This is a genomic window from Pseudomonas sp. MAFF 730105 (assembly GCF_055380705.1).
Window position 1 is genome coordinate 3,425,451 of sequence record NZ_AP018438.1, and the last position, 21,608, is coordinate 3,447,058.

General features: G+C 62.2%; 13 protein-coding genes. 11 read left to right on the forward strand and 2 right to left on the reverse strand.

The genetic code is table 11. From position 1 onward, the window contains the following. The first annotated feature begins 247 nt into the window (after positions 1-247). The 7 genes from PCOSP_RS15045 (at position 248) to PCOSP_RS15075 (ending at position 11,979) form a co-directional block, all read left to right on the forward strand. On the forward strand, positions 248-1,705 hold the full coding sequence (locus PCOSP_RS15045; RefSeq protein ID WP_464708843.1) for a serralysin family metalloprotease: 1,458 nt from the start codon (positions 248-250) through the stop codon (positions 1,703-1,705). 109 nt (positions 1,706-1,814) lie between these two features. Then, positions 1,815-2,252, forward strand: a complete 438-nt coding sequence (locus PCOSP_RS15050) for an AprI/Inh family metalloprotease inhibitor (RefSeq protein ID WP_139645718.1) — start codon at positions 1,815-1,817, stop codon at positions 2,250-2,252. A 150-nt stretch (positions 2,253-2,402) separates the two neighbouring features. Further along, entirely contained in the window at positions 2,403-4,178 is a 1,776-nt protein-coding gene (locus PCOSP_RS15055) for a type I secretion system permease/ATPase (RefSeq protein ID WP_175384793.1), read from the forward strand. After that, complete coding sequence (locus tag PCOSP_RS15060; RefSeq protein ID WP_139645634.1) at positions 4,175-5,509, forward strand: HlyD family type I secretion periplasmic adaptor subunit; 1,335 nt, start codon at positions 4,175-4,177, stop codon at positions 5,507-5,509. The genes PCOSP_RS15055 and PCOSP_RS15060 overlap by 4 nt, the downstream gene beginning before the upstream one ends. A 13-nt stretch (positions 5,510-5,522) precedes the next feature. Next, on the forward strand, positions 5,523-6,860 hold the full coding sequence (locus tag PCOSP_RS15065; RefSeq protein ID WP_139645636.1) for a TolC family outer membrane protein: 1,338 nt from the start codon (positions 5,523-5,525) through the stop codon (positions 6,858-6,860). A 175-nt stretch (positions 6,861-7,035) separates the two neighbouring features. Further along, complete coding sequence (locus PCOSP_RS15070) at positions 7,036-10,056, forward strand: autotransporter domain-containing protein (RefSeq protein WP_464711943.1); 3,021 nt, start codon at positions 7,036-7,038, stop codon at positions 10,054-10,056. 72 nt (positions 10,057-10,128) lie between these two features. Beyond that, complete coding sequence (locus PCOSP_RS15075) at positions 10,129-11,979, forward strand: polyurethane esterase (protein ID WP_464708845.1); 1,851 nt, start codon at positions 10,129-10,131, stop codon at positions 11,977-11,979. Between the two features lie 375 nt (positions 11,980-12,354). Here PCOSP_RS15075 and PCOSP_RS15080 read toward each other — a convergent pair whose 3' ends face one another. Beyond that, positions 12,355-12,579 (reverse strand): YgdI/YgdR family lipoprotein, encoded by a 225-nt coding sequence (locus PCOSP_RS15080; RefSeq protein WP_139645640.1) that lies wholly within the window; start codon positions 12,577-12,579, stop codon positions 12,355-12,357. Positions 12,580-12,796: 217 nt separating this feature from the next. On the opposite strand from PCOSP_RS15080, the gene PCOSP_RS15085 reads away from it, so the two are divergent. The 4 genes from PCOSP_RS15085 (at position 12,797) to PCOSP_RS15100 (ending at position 19,926) form a co-directional block, all read left to right on the forward strand. Then, positions 12,797-14,449 carry a VRR-NUC domain-containing protein gene (locus PCOSP_RS15085; protein ID WP_464708847.1) on the forward strand — a complete coding sequence of 551 codons (1,653 nt, stop codon included), beginning with the start codon at positions 12,797-12,799 and terminating at the stop codon, positions 14,447-14,449. Then, positions 14,446-16,782: an ATP-dependent DNA helicase gene (locus PCOSP_RS15090; protein WP_464708849.1), complete on the forward strand. Its 2,337-nt coding sequence runs from the start codon at positions 14,446-14,448 to the stop codon at positions 16,780-16,782. Before PCOSP_RS15085 ends, PCOSP_RS15090 begins: the two co-directional genes overlap by 4 nt. A 144-nt stretch (positions 16,783-16,926) precedes the next feature. Then, complete coding sequence (locus PCOSP_RS15095) at positions 16,927-18,855, forward strand: hybrid sensor histidine kinase/response regulator (protein ID WP_139645646.1); 1,929 nt, start codon at positions 16,927-16,929, stop codon at positions 18,853-18,855. A 534-nt stretch (positions 18,856-19,389) separates the two neighbouring features. Beyond that, on the forward strand, positions 19,390-19,926 hold the full coding sequence (locus PCOSP_RS15100) for a hypothetical protein (protein WP_139645650.1): 537 nt from the start codon (positions 19,390-19,392) through the stop codon (positions 19,924-19,926). Between the two features lie 12 nt (positions 19,927-19,938). On the opposite strand, the gene PCOSP_RS15105 is transcribed toward PCOSP_RS15100, so the two are convergent. Beyond that, positions 19,939-21,276, reverse strand: coding sequence for a cation:proton antiporter (locus tag PCOSP_RS15105; RefSeq protein WP_464708851.1), 1,338 nt, complete (start codon positions 21,274-21,276; stop codon positions 19,939-19,941). Between the last annotated feature and the right edge of the window lie 332 nt (positions 21,277-21,608).

Consider the following 21,608-nt stretch of genomic DNA (forward strand, 5'->3'; position numbering starts at 1 on the left):
ATTTAAATAGGGTTTTGTCCGACAATTCTTGATCCTGAGGCTGTGCTGCCTGTATTAACGGGACGGGCGCCTAGTGCCCCGCGTGTCGTCAGAGTTGTTGTTCATATGCGTCGAAAAAATTGCTAGACGTTTGATTTCGAATTGTGTCAGTTTTCTTGCGTCCTCAATTGGGCGAGTGATAGGACGATCTCGCCAGAGATTGTCTGTCTGACAAAAACTGTTCCATTGCAAACAAGGAAGTGTGTTTATGTCGAAAGTCAAAACCAGCACTATTGATTCTGCCGAACAACTCCTCTGGGCACCGCAATCATTGGCCGCGCCCAGTAATGCATTCAACCAGATCAATAGTTTCAGCCATCATTACGACCGTGGCGGCAATCTCACCGTCAATGGCAAACCGTCGTACTCAGTGGACGAGGCGGCTACTCAATTGCTGCGCGACGGCGCGGCCTATCAGGACAAGGACGGCAGCGGCAAGATCGAGCTGACCTATACCTTTCTCACCTCCGCGTCCTCCAGCACCATGAACAAGCACGGAATCAGTGGTTTCAGCCAGTTCAGTGCCCAGCAGAAGGGCCAGGCTGCGTTGGCTATGCAATCCTGGGCGGACGTGGCCAACGTCACCTTTACCGAGAAGAGCAGCGGTGGCGACGGGCACATGACCTTCGGCAACTACAGCGGCGGCCAGGACGGCGCAGCGGCGTTCGCCTACCTGCCGGGCACCGGCGCCGGGTATGACGGGACATCCTGGTACCTGATCAATAGCAGCTATACCCAGAACAAGAACCCGGACCTGAACAACTATGGCCGGCAGACGCTGACCCACGAAATCGGCCACACCCTGGGCCTGGCGCACCCTGGCGACTACAACGCCGGCGAAGGCAGCCCGACCTACGATGACGCCACGTACGGCCAGGACACCCGTGGCTACAGCGTCATGAGCTACTGGAGCGAAAGCAATACCGACCAGAACTTCAGCAAGGGCGGAGTGGAAGCCTACTCTTCGGGCCCGTTGATGGACGACATCGCGGCGATCCAGAAGCTCTACGGTGCCAACATGAGCACCCGTACCGGTGACACCACCTACGGCTTCAATTCCAACGCCGGCCGCGACTTCCTCAGTGCGTCCTCCTCGTCGGACAAGGTGGTGTTCTCGGTATGGGATGCGGGCGGTCGCGATACCCTGGACTTCTCCGGTTTCACCCAGAACCAGAAAATAAACCTCAATGATGCCTCGTTCTCCGACGTTGGCGGCATGGTGGGCAACGTGTCCATCGCCCAGGGCGCCACCATCGAAAATGCCATCGGCGGCTCGGGCAGCGATCTGCTGATCGGCAACGAAGTGGCCAACGAGCTCAAGGGGGGAGCCGGCAATGACATCCTCTGGGGCGGCGGCGGTGCGGACAAGCTGTCGGGCGGTTCGGGTGCCGACACGTTCGTGTTCGCCGCGAGCTCCGACTCTCGGCCGGGTGCCACGGACCAGATCCTCGATTTCGTCAGCGGCCTGGACAAGATCGACCTGACCGGTATCACCAACGGTGCGGGCCTGCACTTCGTGAACGCGTTCACCGGCGCGGCGGGTGATGCGGTGCTGTCGACATCGGGTGGCAACAGCCTGCTGTCGGTGGACTTCTCCGGGCATGGCGTGGCCGATTTCCTGGTCAGTACCGTCGGCCAGGCAGCGATTTCGGACATCGTGGCCTGAACCACCCCGCAGGGGCTGGAGAAGCCTGCGATCTTCATTCGAGGCTCAAATGAGCAAAAAGATCGCAGGCTTCGCCAGCTCCTACGGGAGCTCCGTTGGAATGGACAAGATGGAAAAAAATTTTACGCCCTGTAGCTTCTCGGCAATCGCCTGGTTACTCGCTACGTTGATGCTGTTTTCTGGAGAAGTCGCCATGGCGCGCAGCCTGTTGTTAGCAGAACCCTCTCAATTGGCCGGTCAGTGGCGGGCCGTTTTGGCAGGCCCCCAGGACAATGCGCAAACCCAGGCATTGCAGGACAAGCCGTCGAATATCTGCATCATCGAACTCAAAGCGGACCAGACCGTGGGTGGGCAAACCGATTGCCTGGGCCATTGGCTCGGGGATGAGCCGGTTCATTGGTTTCCGGAACCCGATGGTCTTTCGCTGCTTGGCAAACAAGAGGCCAGAGTTCATCTGGGACTACGCCAAGGCCATTCTTATCAAGTCAATTTGAAGTCAGGACTGAGCGTTACGCTCGAGCGCAATATCCAAGAGAACGCTCGCTAACGTATGTGTACGGCCTGAGCCTGTTTACCAATAATCCGCGCGCTTGTTCTATCAGGCGTGCACTTTGGTGTGCTCAGGTTCAATTATTGAAAGATTGGCAAGTTCAAGTGTTTGCCAACTCTGTGGCGAAGCCAATAGCAGGGAAGAATGATGAAGAGGGCAAAGACCGCCACCGCGGTGCCGCTGTTCAAGGCACTGGGCGATTATAAAAACATCCTGCTCAGTGTCGGTTGTTTTACCGCGCTGATTAACGTCCTGATGCTTGCGCCTTCCATTTACATGCTTCAAGTGTATGACCGCGGATTGTCCTCGCAAAACGAAACCACTCTGGTGATGTTGTCGTTGATGGTGGTGGGGTTCTTTGTCTTCATCGGGCTGCTGGAGATGGTGCGCAGCTTCATCGTCATCCGCATCGGCAGCCAATTGGAAAGGCGTTTCAACCTCCAGGTCTACAAAGCGGCGTTCGAGCGCAACCTGCTGCAGGGCGAAGGCAACGCCGGGCAATCCCTGGGCGACTTGACCCATCTGCGCCAGTTCGTCACCGGGCCGGCGCTGTTCGCCTTCTTCGACGCCCCCTGGTTCCCGGTCTATCTGCTGGTGATCTATCTGTTCAACGTCTGGCTAGGCGTGTTCGCCAGCATCGGTACGCTGCTGCTCATCGGGCTGGCATGCCTGAACGAGGTCATGACCCGCAAGCCGTTGGGGCAGGCCAGCGGTTACTCGCAGCAGTCCAGTCAACTGGCCACCAGCCACTTGCACAACGCCGAATCGATCCAGGCCATGGGCATGCTCGACGCGCTGCGCAACCGCTGGTTTGCCGTGCACTCGCGCTTTCTCGGCTTGCAGAACCAGGCCAGCGACACCGGCGCGGTCATCAGCGCCTTCAGCAAGACCTTGCGCCTGTGCCTGCAATCGCTCGTGCTGGGTCTGGGGGCGCTGCTGGTGATCAAGGGCGACATGACCGCCGGGATGATGATTGCCGGCTCGATCCTGATGGGCCGGGTATTGAGCCCCATCGATCAATTGATTGCCGTGTGGAAGCAGTGGAGCGGCGCGAAGCTGGCCTATCGTCGTCTCGACGCACTGTTGCAGGCCTATCCGCCCGAGGACGATGGGATGCCGCTGCCGCCGCCCAAGGGCCAGGTGAGTTTCGAACAGGTCAGCGCCGGACCGCCGGGGCAACGCCAGGCGACCTTACATCAAGTCAGTTTCAGTCTCGGTGCCGGCGAGGTGCTGGGGGTCTTGGGCGCGTCGGGCTCCGGCAAATCCACCCTGGCCCGTGTGCTGGTGGGCGTGTGGCCGATCCTCGGTGGCGCGGTGCGCCTGGACGGCGCCGATATCCATCGCTGGAACCGTGACCAACTCGGCCCCTACATCGGCTATCTGCCCCAGGACATCGAGCTGTTCAGCGGCAGCATCGCCGAGAACATCGCCCGCTTTCGCGAGGCCGACCCACAGAAAGTCGTCGCTGCCGCGCAGCAGGCCGGTGTGCATGAGCTGATCCTGCGCATGCCCCAAGGCTACGACACGGTGTTGGGGGAGGACGGATGCGGATTGTCCGGCGGGCAGAAACAACGGGTTGCCCTGGCCCGGGCCCTGTACGACCGGCCGAGCCTGGTGGTGCTCGACGAGCCCAACTCCAACCTGGACACCGTCGGCGAGGCGGCGCTGGCCAGCGCCATCGCGCAGCTGAAAGCCCAGGGCAGCAGCGTCGTGCTGGTGACCCATCGCTCCTCGGCATTGGCTCAGGCCGACAAGTTGCTGGTGCTCAACGAAGGTCGGTTGCAAGCCTTCGGACCGAGCCAGGAAGTGCTGCGGGCGCTGTCCGGCCAATCGGACACTCCGCGAGACAAACCCCAGGCGACGCCCAACGGATTGAGCATGAGTCGTCAATACCAGGCCGCCAGCAAACCCGGCAACGCATGAGCAAGGATCGCGACATGAACCTCGAACACAGTCGACTCCACGAGCACCCCGAACGTGACGCCCGCTTCTTCATGCGCATGGGCTGGGCCCTGGCGATCCTTGGCGCGGGCAGCTTCTTTACCTGGGCGAGCCTGGCCCCGTTGGATCAGGGCATTCCCGTGCAGGGCACGGTGGTGGTTTCCGGCAAGCGCAAGGCCGTGCAATCGATGAGCAGCGGCATGGTCAGCCGGATCCTGGTGCGTGAAGGCGAAGCGGTCAAGCAAGGGCAACCGCTGTTTCGCCTCGACCAGACCCAGGCCTCGGCGGATGTGCAATCGCTGCAAGCCCAGTACCGGATGGCCTGGGCCAGCCTGGCGCGCTGGCAAAGCGAGCGGGACAACCTGGCACAAGTGAGTTTTCCGAGCGCGTTGAGCCAGGACCCGGACCCACGCCTGGCATTGGTGCTCGAAGGGCAGCGACAACTGTTCAGCAGTCGTCGCGAAGCCTTCGCTCGGGAGCAGGCCGCGTTGCGCGCCAGCATCGAAGGTGCCACCGCGCAGTTAGCGGGGATGCGCCGGGCCCGTGGCGACCTGACGGCCCAGGCCGAGTCCCTGCGCCAGCAACTGGGCAACCTGCAACCCCTGGCGGATAACGGCTATATCCCGCGCAACCGTCTGCTGGACTATCAACGGCAATTGTCCCAGGTGCAGCAGGAACTGGCGCAGAACAGCGGCGAAAGCGGTCGGGTGGAGCAGGGGATCATCGAGTCTCGGCTGAAGCTGCAGCAACACAGCGAGGAGTACCAGAAGGAAGTCCGCAGCCAATTGGCCGAGGCCCAGCTCAAGAGCGAAACCCTGCAACAGCAGCTCGCGTCGGCCGGGTTCGAGCTGCAACACAGCGAGATCCTCGCCACCGCCGATGGCATCGCCGTTAACCTGGGGGTGCACACCGAAGGCGCCGTGGTGCGCCAGGGCGACACCTTGCTGGAGATCGTGCCCCAGGGCACCCGGCTGGAGGTGGAAGGGCACCTGCCGGTGAACCTGATCGACAAGGTCGGTATCCATCTGCCAGTGGACATTCTGTTTACCGCCTTCAACCAGAGTCGCACACCAAGGGTTTCGGGGGAGGTCAGCCTGGTGTCCGCCGACCAGATGATCGATGAAAAAACCGGTACGCCGTACTACGTGCTGCGCAGCAGCGTTGGCGATGCGGCGCTGGAAAAACTCAATGGCCTGGTGATCAAGCCCGGGATGCCGGCGGAAATGTTCGTGCGCACCGGCGAGCGCTCGCTGCTCAACTACCTGTTCAAACCGCTGCTCGACCGGGCCGGCTCTGCGTTGACCGAGGAATAAGGATGTCCGCTGTATGAAGTGTTTCTACGGGTTGGCACTGCTGGCCGTTTCTACCTGCAACCCTGCCTGGGCCATGGGGCCGTTCGAATTCTACGAACAGGCCCTGCGCAACGACCCGGTCTACCTCGGGGCGATCAAGGAGCGCGACGCGGGCCTGGAGAATCGTGCCATTGGCCGCGCCGGGCTGTTGCCGCACCTGGGCTACAGCTACAACAAGGGCCGCAACCAGTCCAAGGTCACCTACCTCAATGACCGCGGTGCCAGCCAGCATGACGATCGCAACTACAGCAGTTACGGCTCCAGCCTGACCCTGCAACAGCCGCTGCTGGACTACGAGGCTTACGCGGCCTATCGCAAAGGGGTGGCGCAGGCGCTGTTCGCCGATGAGAATTTCCGCGGCAAGAGCCAGGAGTTGTTGGTGCGGGTGCTGAGCCATTACACCCAGGCACTGTTCGCCCAGGACCAGATCGACATTGCCCAGGCCAAGAAGAAGGCTTTCGAACAGCAGTTCCGCCAGAACGAGCATCTGTTCCGCCAGGGCGAAGGCACCCGTACCGATATCCTCGAGGCCGAGTCGCGCTACGAGCTGGCCACCGCCGAAGAAATCGAAGCGCACAACGAACAGGATGCCTCCCTGCGTGAGCTGGGTTCGCTGATCGGCGTGCCCACCCTGGCCATCGGCGACCTGGCGCCGTTGAACGAAAGCTTCCAGACCTTCGCCTTGCAGCCCGCCGGTTTCGATACCTGGCACGAACTGGCTGTGAGCAACAACCCCAACCTGGCCTCCCAGCGCCAGGCCGTGGACGTGGCGCGCTACGAGGTAGAGCGCAACCGCGCCGGGCATCTGCCCAAGGTCAGCGCCTACGCGACGATGCGCCAGAACGAGTCGGAAAGCGGCAACACCTACAACCAGCGCTACGACACCAACACCATTGGCCTGGAAGTCAGCGTGCCCTTGTATGCCGGTGGCGGGGTGTCAGCTTCGACCCGCCAGGCCAGCCGCACCATGGAACAGGCCGAATACGAGCTGGACGCCAAGACCCGGGAAACCCTGATCGAACTGCGCCGGCAGTTCAGCGCCTGCGTGTCGGGGGTGAACAAACTGCGGGCCTACCAGAAAGCCCTGGTCTCCGCCGAAGCGCTGGTGGTGTCGACTCGGCAAAGCATTCTTGGCGGCGAGCGGGTCAACCTTGACGCGCTCAACGCCGAGCAACAGCTCTACACCACCCGCCGCGACCTCGCCCAGGCCCGTTATGACTACCTCATGGCCTGGGTCAAATTGCATTACTACGCCGGCACGTTGGGGGAGCAGGACCTGGCGAAGGTGGATGAGGCGTTTGTCACCCGCTAAATCCCCTCGCCACAGGAGCCAGTGCCAGCCAGCTGAGCCACAGGGGCCTAAGCGACAAAGAGCGGCAAAAACCACAGGACTTTGCAACAACTAAGGATGGTTCATGAAAATCGATAACAAAAAGTACCCCGGAAAAACACGTAGCCTGTTCCTGCTCAAAACCTTGAATCAGGCCATGCTCTGCGCGGTGGCGACCCTGGGCACGGCCCAGGCGGCGCCTTATGTCGAGGGTGGCAGGTCCGGGGACCCGGACAGTTGGCGCAGCGCCGAATTCAACGCCGAGTGGGGGCTGGGTGCGATCAATGCGCAGCAGGCCTATGCCGCTGGCTATACCGGCAAGGGCGTCAAGCTGGGGATCTTCGACCAGCCGGTCTATGCCGCACATCCGGAATTTTCCGGCACCGACAAAGTCGTGACCCTGGTCACCAGCGGCATCCGCGAATACACCGACCCATACATTCCGGTGAAGGCCGGTGACCCATTCCGCTACGACGGCTCTCCCACGGTGGGCTCCGATGGCAAGCTGGGCTCCCATGGCACCCATGTCGGCGGGATCGCCGCCGGCAGCCGTGACGGCAGCCCGATGCACGGCGTGGCGTTCGATGCGCAGATCATCAGCGCCGACAACGGTGACCCCGGCCCCGAGGACGGCATCATCCTGGGCAACGACGGTGCTGTGTACAAGGCCGGTTGGGATGCGCTGATCGCCAGCGGCGCGCGGATCATCAACAACAGTTGGGGCATCGGCATCACCGACCGCTTCGACCAGGGCGGCCGGGACCCAGCCTTCCCGCACTTCACCGTGCAGGACGCGCAACTGCAGTTCGACCAGATCCAGCCGCTGCTGGGCACCCGGCCGGGCGGCGCCTACGAAGGCGCCATCGCCGCCGCTCGCAGTGGAATCGTGACCATTTTCGCCGCCGGCAACGACTACAACCTCAACAACCCCGACGCCATCGCGGGCCTGGCGTACTTCGTGCCGGACATCGCGCCGAACTGGCTCACGGTCGCTGCCCTTCAGATCAACCCCGATACCAGCAGCCCTGATCCATACACCATCAGCACCTTCTCGTCGCGCTGTGGCTATACCGCCAGTTTCTGCGTATCGGCGCCAGGCACCCGGGTCTATAGCGCCGTGATCGGCGGCACCAACGCCGATGACCTGACGGTCGGCTACGGCAACAAGAGCGGCACCTCCATGGCGGCGCCCCATGTCGCCGGCAGTGTGGCCGTGTTGATGGAGCGCTTCCCCTACATGACCGGCGCCCAGGTCGCCAGCGTGCTGCGTACCACGGCCACCGACATGGGCGCCCCTGGCGTCGATTCGCTGTACGGCTGGGGCATGATCAACCTGGGCAAGGCCATCGACGGTCCATCGATGCTGGTGACCGAGCAGGACATTCCGGTGGAGTTCCGCGTGGACGGCGCCTACGGCAGCGGGCAATTCGTGGCGGACCTGCCGGGCGTCGGCGCGATCGTCGATGCCGGCAAACCCACGGAACGGGTGTGCAGCGGAATCCAGTGCGGGCTGGATGTATGGCGCAACGACATAACCGGTCACGGTGGCCTGACCAAGGAAGGCATCGGCACCTTGGTACTCACCGGTGACAACACCTACAGCGGGCCGACCTTGGTCAACGAGGGACGCCTGGCAATCAACGGTTCATTGGCGTCGGCCGTGACCGTCAATGACGGCGGTGTGCTGGGCGGGAACGGACGCATTGCCAGCCTGACGGCCAACCAGGGCGGCAGCGTGGCGCCGGGCAATTCCATTGGCACGTTGCAGGTGGCCGGGGATGTGACCTTCCAACCAGGCTCGACCTACGCGGTGGAAGTATCGCCGACCTCCAGCGACCTGATCATTTCCGGCGGCAAGGCCACGGTCGACGGCGCGACAGTGTCGCTGTCCCTGGAAAACAGCCCGACGCTGCTGGCCGCCAGCGGAGTGACCAGTTTGTTGGGGCGCCAGCTCGACATCCTGCAGGCGGCCGACGGTATCGAAGGGCGTTTTGGCCAGGTACTGCCCAACTATGCGTTCCTGGGAGGAAACCTGGCGTACTCCGCCAGCGGTGTTCAACTGACGGTGGCGCGCAACGCGACGTCCTTCAGCAGCCTTGGCCTGACCCCCAACCAGCGTTCCGTAGCGTCTGCGGCGGAGCAGTTGGGCGCCGGCAACGCCCTCTACGAAACCTTGTTGCTGTCGTCCAGCACCGCCGTGGCGCAACAGGCGTTCCAGCAATTGTCCGGCGAGATCCATCCGGCCATCGGCACACTGTTGATCAACCACAGCCGTTACCTGCGAGACGCCGTGGGTGATCGCCTGCGCCAGGACGCACTGTACGACGCCAGTACGCCAACCGATGCCGACAGCAACCTCTGGGTCAAGGCACTCGGCGCCTGGGGCAAAAGCGATGGGGGGCATGACAACGCCAGCTCCAACAGCTCCATCGGCGGGCTGCTGATCGGTGGCGACGGCTTGATCGGCGAACGGACACGCCTGGGCTTCGTCACCGGATACAGCGACAGTTCATTGAGCATGGGGGATGGCACGCATTCGTCGGCCGATGCCGAGAGCTATCACCTGGGGGCTTACCTGGGGCATGAGGTCGACGCGCTGCGCCTGACCGTCGGTGGCGCCTACAGCTGGCATCGCATCGACGTCAAACGTGAGTTGCAGTGGGCCGAGGTCAGTGGCCGGGAGAAAACCAAGCGCGATGCCCGCACCGGCCAGCTCTTCACCGAAGCGGCGTATCGCCTCGACCTGCGACCCGTGGCCCTGGAACCGTTCGCCAACCTGGCCTACGTGCACCTGGACAGCGACAGTTTCCATGAGAAAGGCGACAGCGCAGCCCTGCACGGTGGCGACGACCGTCGCGATGCACTGCTGTCGACGCTGGGCATGCGGGCCAGCCATACCCTGGCGCTGTCGCAGACGCAGCAATTGCAACTCTCCGGGTCCCTTGGTTGGCAGCACAACTTGAGCAACACCCGTTCCGAACAGGACCTGGCGTTTGCCGGTAGCGCGGACACTTTCGCGGTGCAGAGCGTGTCCATGGACCGCAACGCGGCGGTGATCGGCGCTCGGGCCGGGCTCGCGGTGGCCAAGGATGTGCGCGTCAACCTGGACTACAACGGCCTGCTCGGTGCCCGGGATAAAAGCCATGGCGTGGGCCTGACGTTGGATTGGCAGTTTTGAGCCCGGGAGAAATGACCGGAAGACCGCTTCACTTTGCACCTATTCCAACAACAAAAAGAGAGGCAGCAACACTTGGGTATCTACGATTACAAGAACCTCGGCACCACCGAGTCCAAGGCATTGGTCAGCGATGCAATGGCGATCATGCTGTATTCCTACCATAACCTCGACAACGGCTTTGCCTCCGGGTACCAGCACAATGGTTTCGGCGCCGGTTTGCCGGCAACCCTGGTCACGGCGCTGCTGGGCGGCACCGACTCCCAAGGAGTGATTCCCGGCGTGCCGTGGAACCCCGACTCGGAAAAGCTTGCCCTCGAAGCGGTGCAAAAGGCCGGATGGACCCCCATCAGCGCCTCGCAACTGGGTTATACCGGCAAGGTGGATGGTCGCGGAACGTTTTTTGGCGAGAAAACCGGTTACACCACCGCGCAGGTGGAGATCCTTGGCAAGTACGACGCTGATGGACACCTGCAGGAAATCGGCGTGTCGTTTCGTGGCACCAGCGGCCCCCGGGAAAACCTGATCACCGACTCCATAGGTGATGTGATCAACGACCTGATGGCCGCCCTGGGTCCCAAGGACTATGCGAAAAACTACGCCGGTGAAGCCTTCGGCAACCTGCTCGGGGATGTCGCCAAGTTTGCCCAGGCCCACGGTTTGACGGGCAAGGACGTACTGGTCAGCGGTCACAGCCTGGGCGGCTTGGCGGTCAACAGCATGGCGGACTTGAGCGCGGGCAAGTGGTCGGGGTTCTACAACAGCGCCAACTACGTCGCCTATGCCTCACCGACCCAGAGTGGCACCGACAAAGTGCTGAACATCGGCTATGAAAACGACCCGGTCTTCCGGGCGCTGGACGGCTCGGCGTTCAATCTGTCGTCGGTGGGTGTGCACGATGCGCAGCGGGAATCGACCACTGACAACATTGTCAGCTTCAATGATCACTACGCTTCGACGGCCTGGAACGTGTTGCCATTTTCCATCCTCAACATCCCCACCTGGATTTCCCACCTGCCCACCGGCTACGGCGATGGCATGGGCCGGATCATGGGCTCGGCGTTCTACGACCTGACCGAAAAGGACTCCACCGTCATCGTCGCCAACCTGTCGGACCCGGCACGGGGCAATACCTGGGTGCAGGACCTCAATCGCAATGCCGAAGCCCACACCGGCAGCACCTTCATCATTGGCAGCGACCAGGCCGATCTGATCCAGGGCGGCCAGGGCAACGATTACCTGGAAGGCCGCGCCGGCAACGATACGTTCCGCGATGGCGGCGGCTATAACGTGATCCTGGGCGGGCAGGGCAACAACAGTTTGCACCTGCAGCAATCGGTGAAGGCTTTCAGTTTTGCCCATGATGGGGCCGGTACGTTGTACGTGCGTGATGCTCATGGCGGGATCAGCATCACCCGTGACATCGGTACGCTGGTCAGCCAGGAGCCCGGATCGCTCTGGGGAATGCTCAAGGATGAGGTCAGCCACAGCGTGACCGCCAACGGCCTGGTGGCCGGGGGCAACCTGACGGCGTATGCCTCATCGGTCAACGGCAGCGCGATTGACGACACCCTGGTGGCACGGGCGACCGGTGACTGGCTGTTCGGCCTGGGCGGTAACGACAGACTGGTGGGCGGTGCGGGGAACGACACCTTCGTCGGCGGTTCAGGCAATGATGTGATGCAATCGGGTGGCGGCAACGACACCTTCATCTTCAGCGGCGTGTTCGGCCAGGACCGGATCAGCGGCTACGACGGGGGAGACAAGTTGGTGTTCATTGGCGTACAGGGGGCCGGGGCGGGTTATGACTACAGCCAGCACCTGTCGCAGGTGGGTGCCGATACGTTGCTCACGGTGGGCGACAGTTCCGTGACCTTGGTGGGGGTAGGGGTGGGGCAGGTTGGAGACAACATCGTGGTTGCCTGATTCCCGTATCGAACCCTGACCTCTGTGGGAACTGAGCTTGCTCACGATAGCGGTGGATCTGCCTGCATTGATATCGAATGTGCCACCATCGCGAGCAGGCTCGCTCCCACATGGACCGGGGCTGACTTTGATTCCATGACCACCGCAGATCCCCTGTGGGAGCACAGCTTGCTCGCGATGGCGGCAGTACAGTCATCTTTAAGCGACTGGTTCACCGCTTTCGCGAGCAAGCCCGCTCCTACATTGTCCGGCGGTGACTGTGATTCCGTGATTACCGCAGATCCCCTGTGGGAGCGAGCCTGCTCGCGATGGCGGTAGTGCAGTCGCAAGTGATGCCAGCTATGCCATCGTCATCCCGGGTAAGTCCAAAGAGATTCAATCTTCCTTGCGAATCGTCGCCACGTCGTCGGCGCGCACCCGGACTTTCTTGCCGGCAATGTCTTCGAACTCGTAGAACCCGTCGGAAGTGCGGGTGTTAGGGGTGTCCTTGGTCAAATACTGGGTACCGTTCTGCAAGGTCACGACGGTCGGCGTCGAGCAACCGGCCAGCGCCAGGAGCGCTGCGGCAGCCAAGGGCAGGCCCAGGAATCTGATGTTCATATCCATACCTCTCGATCAAAAGGACGCAGCTGATCCGGCCGCGCCATCACTGTAATCAACCGCCATTGGTCCCGCTTACTGTAGGAAAGTTCATCGTCGACCACAGGATTTCACCTTTTAATCGAGGGGACCACTCATCCTTTGCAGTTGCCCGTGCTGTCCGTAACTGGTATCTGTACGCATAACCAGTACTCCAGCACCCGTGGCGCTTCTTTCCGTGACAGCCAACCCTCTCGACGATCCCTTTTACTACCTGAACAATTTCCAGCAGGTGCTTGCCTGGCTGACGCAACGCTATGCCGACGTGCTCAGCATCGAGGAGCAGCGGTTCATCGACGATTTCGCGTCCTTGCCACGCCCGTCCCAGGGGTTGCTGGTGCGCATGGTGATGCGCAAGGGGGTACGCTTTCGGCGCAGCAAATTGCAGTACCTGGAAATCGGCGACATTAGCGCGGCGGTCGAGCCGCTGCTGACCCTGGGCTGGGTGCAGGACCAACGGCCCCTGAACCTTGCCGAGTTGTTCGAGGTGTTGCTCAAACCGGAAATCATCCTGTGCCTGGGCCACCTGATCGAACGCCCCAAGGCGAAAAAGACCGAGTGGCTCCAGGCCTTGGATGACCGCCTGGACGAAACACGGCCATTCAATCAATGGTGCCCGCCACTGCAAGACCGGCTGTACAGCCTGACGATCATGGAAACCTGCGACCGGCTGCGGTTGATGTTCTTTGGCAACCTCTATCAGGACTGGTCAGAGTTCGTGCTGGCGGACCTGGGCATTTTCACCTACGAAACCGTGGCGTTCAGCGCCGAATCCCGCGGCTTGCGCAGTCGCGGGGACGTCGATGCCTGCCTGTTCCTGCACGAGTGCCAGCAGCGCTTCGAAACGGGCGAGCCGCCGGAGGACATCGTCGTTCAGGTCAACGCGCTGACCCTGGACAACCCATGGCTGGAGCGGCGCCGGGGCAAGTTGCTGTTCCAGATCGGCCAGCACGCCGAACGCATCGCCGATTTTGCCCTGGCCCTGTGCATCTATCGCGACTGCACCTACCCCGGCACACGGTTGCGGATGATCCGCGTGCTGGAGCGCATCGGCGAGTACGCCTTGGCCCTGGAGCTGGGGGAGGCGGCTGCGCTAGCGCCGGAAAATGCCGCTGAGACCCAGGCATTGCTCAGGGTCGTACCGCGTTTGCAGCGCAAATTGGGCGGACCGCCGGTGCCCCGTGCCGTGGCCCGGGAGGTGGAACGGCTGGACCTGCATCTGCCCCGAATCGATCCGGCCGTGTCGGTGGAGTATCACGTCCAGGCCCATTTGCACGACGAAACCGCCCCGGTGCATTACGTCGAGAACAGCCTGATCAATTCACTGTTCGGCCTGTTGTGCTGGCCGGCGATTTTCGCGCCTTTACCGGGGGCGTTTTTCCATCCGTTCCAGCGCGGCCCGGTGGACCTGCTCAACGAGGATTTCCCTGTGCGCCGTGCCGAGCTGTTCGCGACCTGCCTCGCGGAACTCGACGACGGACGCTATCGAGACACCATCGTCCGTCGCTATGCAGAGAAATGGGGCATCCAGTCGCCCTTCGTGTTCTGGGGCGCGATGTCTGAAGAACTGTTGCATCAGGCACTCGATTGCCTGCCCGCCGAACACCTCAAGCATTGGTTCAATCGCCTGCTGCTGGACATCAAGGCCAACCGTGCCGGCATGCCGGACCTGATCCAGTTCTGGCCGCAGCACAAGACGTATCGCATGATCGAAGTCAAAGGCCCCGGCGACCGCTTGCAGGACAATCAGTTGCGCTGGCTGGCGTTCTGTCACGAGCACCGGATGCCCGTCGCGGTCTGCCATGTGCAGTGGATGGAGCAGGGCGCATGACCCCGGAACCGGCCTACAGCATCGCCGTGCGGGCGTTATGTGAGTTCACTGCCAAGACCGGTGACCTGGATCTGCGCTTTACCCCGTCGCCCACGGCACTGGAAGGCATCGTTGGCCACCGCACCGTGGCGTCCCGGCGCAACGAGACGTATCAGGCCGAGATCAGCCTTGAAGGCCGTTACCGGAGCATGCGGGTCAAGGGGCGGGCCGACGGCTACGACCCGGTCCGCAATTGCGTCGAGGAGGTGAAGACCTATCGCGGCGACCTGTCCAGGCAACCGGCCAATCATCGCCAGCTGCACTGGGCCCAGGCGAAGATCTACGGCTGGCTGATGTGCCAGAAGCTGCAGTTGTCGCGCATCGACGTGGCGCTGGTGTATTTCGACATCGTCAGTGAGAAGGAAACCTGCCTGACGCAGGGCTTCGAGGCGACGCAGCTCGAGGCTTTCTTTGAACAGCAGTGTGCGTTGTTCCTGGCCTGGGCCGAACAGGAAATGGCTCACCGCCAGGCGCGCAATGCCGGCGCACAGGCGCTGGCCTTTCCCCATGCCGGCTTCAGGCCGGGGCAGCGGCACCTGGCCGAGTCGGTGTTCAAGGCTGTCAGCACCGGACGCTGCCTGATGGCCCAGGCGCCCACCGGCATCGGCAAGACCGTCGGTACGCTGTTTCCGATGCTAAAGGCCCTGACGCCGCAGCGACTGGACAAGGTGTTCTTTCTCACGGCCAAGACGCCGGGACGCAAGCTGGCGCTGGATGCCGCGCGGGTGATCACCCAAAGCGCACCGTCGATGCCGTTGCGGGTCCTGGAGATGATCGCCCGGGACAAAGCCTGTGAGCATCCGGACAAGGCGTGCCATGGCGAATCCTGTCCACTGGCCCGTGGCTTCTATGAACGCCTGCCCGGCGCCCGCGAGGCCGCCAGCAGGCTCACCTTGCTCGATCAGGCCGCGTTGCGCGAGATTGCGCTGGCCCATGAAGTGTGCCCGTACTACCTCAGCCAGGAAATGGCCCGTTGGGCCGACGTGGTCGTCGCCGACTACAACTATTATTTCGACTTCAGCGCCTTGCTGTTCGTCCTGGCCCAGGCCGATGGCCTGTCCGTCGCGACCCTGGTGGACGAGGCACATAACCTGGTGGAACGGGGGCGACAGATGTACAGCGCGACCCTCGACCAGTCCACGCTGGCCGCCGTGCGCAAAACCGCTCCCGAAGCCCTGAAGAAAGCCTTGCAGCGGGTCAATCGACAATGGAACGCCTTGCATGCGCCCCAGGTGGCGGCCTATCAGGCCTATGAAAAACCTCCGGAGAAACTGCTCCAGGCGCTGTCCCAGTGCACCACGGCCATCGGCGATTACCTCAATGACCATCCCCAGGGCCTGGACAGCGACTTGCAGGCGTTCTACTTCGAGGCCTTGCAGTTCGGTCGGGTGGCGGAATCGTTCAACGAGCATTTCCTGTTCGACATCCATAAGCGTGAACTCGGCCGTCAACGCAGCCTGTCCACCTTGTGCTTGCGCAACGTGGTGCCAGCCGGTTTCTTGCGGCCAAGACTCACGGCGGCCCGCAGCAGCGTGCTGTTCTCAGCCACCCTGAGCCCGCGGCACTACTACGCCGATCTGTTGGGCACGCCGGCGGACACGGTGTGGATCGATGTGGAGTCACCCTTCCATGCCGGGCAACTGGACGTTCAGGTGGTCAGTCGGATCTCTACCCGTTTTGCCCACCGCCAGGCTTCGCTGGAACCGATTGTCGGGTTGATGGCGCGCCAGTTCGGCGAGCGCCCCGGCAACTACCTGGCTTTTTTCAGCAGCTTCGATTACTTGCAGCAGGTGGCCGGGCTGTTCGCCGAGCGGCACCCGGACATTGCCACCTGGACCCAATCCCGGGGCATGGGCGAAGCGTCCCGACAGGCCTTTCTCGAACGGTTCATGGAACACAGCCAGGGCATCGGCTTCGCTGTGCTGGGCGGTGCGTTCGGCGAGGGCATCGACTTGCCGGGCTCGCGACTGATCGGCGCGTTCATTGCCACCCTGGGGCTGGCACAGTTGAATCCGGTCAACGAACAGATCAAACAGCGCATGGCCGCGATTTTCGGCGACGGCTACGACTACACCTACCTGTATCCCGGCTTGCAGAAAGTCGTCCAGGCCGCGGGCCGCGTCATCCGCACCCAACAGGACCGTGGGGTGGTGATGCTGATCGATGACCGGTTCGGCGAAGCCCGGGTGCAGCACTTATTGCCGGGTTGGTGGTCTGTCACTCAAGAACACAACAGCCCCCCTGTGGGAGCGGGCTTGCTCGCGAAAGCGTCGGTACAGCCAACACCAACATAGACTGACCCACCGCTTTCGCGAGCAAGCCCGCTCCCACAAGGGGATTTGCGTCGATTTCCATTTTTGTCCCTGCCGGTTAATAATTTCCGAGGCAGGACCTGCACCAAACTTCGCAAAGAATCTACACGGACGCCCCGGCCAAAAATGCTTGAGAACAATCAGAAGCCAGCCCGCATTAACGAGGAACAGCGTTTTCGGTTGCTGATCGACGCCGTGGTCGACTATGCCATCTACATGACCGACCCTGCGGGCATCATCACCAGTTGGAACTCCGGTGCGCGGCGCTTCAAGGGCTATGAGGAGTCCGAGATCCTCGGCCAGCATTTCTCCCGTTTCTACACCGACCAGGACCGCGCCGCCGGCCTGCCGCAACGGGCACTGGACACTGCGCTGCGCGAAGGCCGTTTCGAGGGCGAGGGCTGGCGGGTGCGCAAGGACGGGACGCTGTTCTGGTCCCACGTGGTCATCGACCCGATCATCGACAGCCAGACCGGCGCCTTGCTCGGTTTCGCCAAGATCACCCGCGACCTGACCGATCGCAAGATGGCCGAGGAGACCCTCAAGCAAAGCGAGCAGCAGTTTCGCCTGTTGGTACAGAGCGTCACCGACTACGCCATCTACATGCTCGACCTTGACGGTCAGGTGACCAACTGGAACCAGGGGGCGCAGCGGATCAAGGGCTATCTGCCGGCGGAGGCCATCGGCCAACATTTTTCGATGTTCTACACCCCCGAAGACCGTGAAAACGGCGAGCCACAACGGGCACTGAGTGTCGCCGCCAGCGTTGGACGCTTCGAGAAGAGGGGCTGGCGGGTGCGCAAGGACGGTACGCGGTTCATGGCCCACGTGGTCATCGATGCGATCCGCAGCGACACCGGCGCGCTGCTGGGGTTTGCCAAGATCACCCGCGACATCACCGACGCCACCCAGGCGCAGCAGGCCCTTGAGCAGGCCCGCGAAGCGCTGTTCCAGTCCCAGAAGCTGCAGGCCATCGGTCAGCTCACCGGCGGCATCGCCCATGACTTCAATAATCTGCTCACGGTGATCCTCGGCAACCTGGAGATCGTGCGCAAGCGCATGCCCAGCGACCCGAAACTCGCCCAATTGCTGGACAACGCGACCCAGGGCGCGCTGCGCGGTGTGTCGCTGACCCAGCGGATGCTGGCCTTTGCCCGCCGGCAGAAACTGACGTCCGAATCGGTCGAATTGGCGGCGTTGGTGCAGGGCATCAGCGGCCTGCTGCAAAGCTCCATGGGCCCGTCGATCCACATCCAGACCGGTTTCACCCCTGCGTTGTCGCCGGTCCTGGCGGACGTCAACCAGCTGGAACTGGCCATTCTCAATCTGGCAACCAACGCCCGGGATGCCATGCCCCATGGAGGGCGCATCCTGATTGCGGCCGATGAGCGACAGACCACTGGGGCACCGGACACGCCCTTGAAGCCCGGGCGGTACGTCTGCCTGTCGATCACCGATGAAGGCGAGGGGATGGATGAAGCGACGCTGGCCTCCGCCGTGGACCCGTTCTTCACCACCAAGGGGGTCGGCAAGGGCACCGGGTTGGGCTTGTCCATGGTGCATGGCCTGGCCGAACAGTTGGGCGGGCGATTGATCCTCAAGAGTCAGAAAGGAGTCGGCACCACCGCTGAGCTGTGGTTGCCGGTGGCTGACCACTCGGCCCCCGAGACGGTACCGGTCCAGGCGTCGACGCCGTTGTCGACCCAGGAGTTGCTGGTGCTGGTGGTCGATGACGACTCACTGGTGCTGACCAGCACCCGCCTGTTGATCGAAGACCTGGGGCACCGGGTGCTCTGCGCCCCGTCGGGGGCTCAGGCGCTGGAACTGTACGAGCGCAATCCTGACATCGACCTGGTCATCACCGACATGGCCATGCCGCAGATGGACGGGGCGCAACTGGCGAAATTGTTGCGAGACAGACAACCCACCTTGCCCGTCATTCTTGCCACCGGTTACGCCGAGCGGCTGGAGGGCTTCGCCACGCAGTTGCCGCGGCTGACCAAGCCGTTCAAGCAGATTGATTTGGTGCAGGCGATCGGGCAGACGATGAAATGAGTATGGCCTGTTGGTGATCCCCTTTAGTAGGAGAACCTGTGGGAGCAAGGCTTGCCCGCGATACATACACTGCGGTTTCTGAGAAGACCGCATCAGCTTCATCGCGGGCAAGCCTTGCTCCCACAGATACCCTTGTCACAGAAGCTTGCGTTCCCTGGCTATCCGGCATTTTTCCTGAATCCCCGCAGGTTCATCGCACACAAGCAGAACTGCAACACAATCAACGCATACGCGTCCGAATGCAGACCCCAGACGACCCACAGAATGTTGCTTGCCATGAAGCAACTGAAACCCCATACCCGTCGCCGGGGCTGGCGTGATCCGATCAGCCAGGCAGCGAGCACCGTCACCACCATCGCCGGCCACTGCACCCATCCAAGATAATCCACACAACTGCCCTCATATGCCGTCGATGATCTACAGACCCTGGCGGCGGGACGGCGTTTCGTTGGACCAGCGGTCCATTGGCTTGAACTTGCCTGGCGGCGCAGCCTTCTAACAGGTTCGAATCATCACCGAGGAATAGTCCGCGCAATGCCCCGAATCCTGACCAGCCAGACCCCGGAAGAAGAACTGACGGAACACCAGGCCAAGTTGTTCGGCTCTCCCAAGGAACGCTTGGATTTCTATCGTCGGGAGATCCAGTACGAAACCACCATCCTGGCGAATCGAACCGATGCATACCTGGCCGCGCAGTCGTTCCTGGTGATCGCCTTCGCCTCCTGCATGGCCAACCTGAACCCGGAATGGGGCAAGTTGTTCACCTTGATCGTGCCGCCATTCCTGGCGTTGCTGGGTTTCCTGAGTTCCCTGAATGCCTGGCCGGGTATTCGTGCGGCCTACGAGATCATCGATCATTGGCACTTCAAACAGAGTGAGTTGCTGCGCTCCGAACCGATGATGGGCCTGGTCTATGACGAGTCACCGCTGTTCAGCGAGCGGGAGTCGACCCACAAGGGTTATCGCAAGTCGCTGTTGTTCTCGGTGCGAACGCCTTGGATCTTCGCGGCGTTCTGGGTGCTGCTGGGGGTGTACTCGGTTTACATCCAGGTGAGCAACCCCGGGGCTTGAGGCCATCCGGGCCTAGTCGGATCGCTTGTGGCGCTCATACCAGGCCAGGGTTGGTTGGGTGCTCAAGCCATGGACCAGAATACTCAGGGCCACCACTGACAAGGTAAGGTTGATACACAGGTTCGCCACCTCGGGTGGCAAGTGATGGTTCAAGGCAAAGAACAAGTAGAACAGACTGCCTATGCCGCGTATGCCGAACCAGCCGATCAGCAACCGTTGCGAGCGGTCCAGCAAACGCCCCCAGGGCATCGCCAGCACGCACAATGGACGAATGACAGCGAACAGCAGAGCACCGATGGCCACGGCCCGCCAGTCCCAATGATTGGCCAGTACCACCCCGAGCAGGGTCACCAGGAACACTTCCATGGCGCGCTCCACCAGGCTGCCAAAAGCGAGCATGTCGCCCATCATCACACCAGCGGCTACCTGGCCGTCATCCAGGGACTCGGTGTCGCCCAGCACGGCTTGCCGAGGGGCGACGGTTTCGTGGCCCACCACCGGTTGCACCAGATGTTCGGCTGGCGGTGAGTCCTTGTCGGTGGAGGCCACCTCGGCCTGGCGCAACCCCAAGCCGGCGGCGAACACCGAGAGAAAACCGTAGCCCTGGACCGATTCGGCGGCGACATAGGCCAGGGCGATCAATGCCAGGGCCAGGTAGTCGTTGGGCGACAGCGTGCTGTCGGCATTTTTGATGCGCATCGACAAGGTCAGGCGGCCGATGCCGCGTCCCATCGCATAGCCAATCAGCAAGCCTGCCGGCACGGCCCACAGCACGTTGCGCAAGGTCCATTCGGTGAGGAAACCGCCATCGTCGTCGCCCAGCATCAGCAGGCCCAGGATCACGAACGGAAACGCCGTGCCATCGTTCAATCCGGCCTCGCCGGACAGCCCGAACCGCACCCGATCATCGTCCCGGGCATCGTTGACCTGCACCAGCGCCGCCAGCACCGGGTCGGTCGGGGCCAGCATCGCGCCGATCAGCAGCGACACCCCCCAACCGAGGCCGAACAGATAATGCAGCGCCAGGCACAGGCCGGCGATACTCAGGATCATCACTGGCCCGGCCAACCCATAGGCCACGCGCCACGTGCGGTCCTTGAAGGGTAGGCGCAACTTGAGGCCGCTGACGAATAGCGAGAACACCACGGCAATCTCAGTGAGGTGTTCCATCCAGGTCGTGGAGTCGCGAATGTCCAGCTTCAACAACCCCAGCCCCGTCGGACCGATAGCGACGCCCAGCGCCAGGCACATCGCCGACGTGGTGACCGGCATCCAGCGCAGGTAGGAAGAAGTCAGGGCCAGGGTCAGCAATACGGCACCGAGCACCGCAACCCACGCTGTGAAAATCATTGGTGCTCCTTGGATAACCGCAACGCTCAACTGTTGGCAGAGCCCTTGTGGCGAGGGGATTTAGCGAAACGTCGCACCGCCCCGCTGGGGCGCGGAGCGACCCTAAACCAGTCAACTCAAATCTGATTGGTGCACCGCAGTGGCAGGTTTTAGGACTGCTTCGCAGCCCAGCGGGGATAAATCCCCTCGCCACAAGGGTTAGCACTTACCCCACGTTCTTCCATTCGAGAGCTTGCATGAGGCCAGGGTTCCCATTACTGGCGCCCCCTCCCGTTTATCCGGCTGCGTTTCAATCCGAGGGAATTTTTCGCTCCGCTCAAGGCTCTGCACTG

What these genes read in the sequence shown, in the direction of transcription:
- PCOSP_RS15080 (WP_139645640.1), bottom strand. Translation starts at nt 12,579, where the DNA reads ATGAACATCAGATTCCTGGGCCTGCCCTTGGCTGCCGCAGCGCTCCTG.
- PCOSP_RS15105 (WP_464708851.1), bottom strand. Translation starts at nt 21,276, where the DNA reads ATGATTTTCACAGCGTGGGTTGCGGTGCTCGGTGCCGTATTGCTGACC.
- PCOSP_RS15100 (WP_139645650.1), top strand. Translation starts at nt 19,390, where the DNA reads ATGCCCCGAATCCTGACCAGCCAGACCCCGGAAGAAGAACTGACGGAA.
- PCOSP_RS15045 (WP_464708843.1), top strand. Translation starts at nt 248, where the DNA reads ATGTCGAAAGTCAAAACCAGCACTATTGATTCTGCCGAACAACTCCTC.
- PCOSP_RS15095 (WP_139645646.1), top strand. Translation starts at nt 16,927, where the DNA reads ATGCTTGAGAACAATCAGAAGCCAGCCCGCATTAACGAGGAACAGCGT.
- PCOSP_RS15065 (WP_139645636.1), top strand. Translation starts at nt 5,523, where the DNA reads ATGAAGTGTTTCTACGGGTTGGCACTGCTGGCCGTTTCTACCTGCAAC.
- PCOSP_RS15055 (WP_175384793.1), top strand. Translation starts at nt 2,403, where the DNA reads ATGAAGAGGGCAAAGACCGCCACCGCGGTGCCGCTGTTCAAGGCACTG.
- PCOSP_RS15090 (WP_464708849.1), top strand. Translation starts at nt 14,446, where the DNA reads ATGACCCCGGAACCGGCCTACAGCATCGCCGTGCGGGCGTTATGTGAG.
- PCOSP_RS15070 (WP_464711943.1), top strand. Translation starts at nt 7,036, where the DNA reads ATGCTCTGCGCGGTGGCGACCCTGGGCACGGCCCAGGCGGCGCCTTAT.
- PCOSP_RS15060 (WP_139645634.1), top strand. Translation starts at nt 4,175, where the DNA reads ATGAGCAAGGATCGCGACATGAACCTCGAACACAGTCGACTCCACGAG.
- PCOSP_RS15050 (WP_139645718.1), top strand. Translation starts at nt 1,815, where the DNA reads ATGGAAAAAAATTTTACGCCCTGTAGCTTCTCGGCAATCGCCTGGTTA.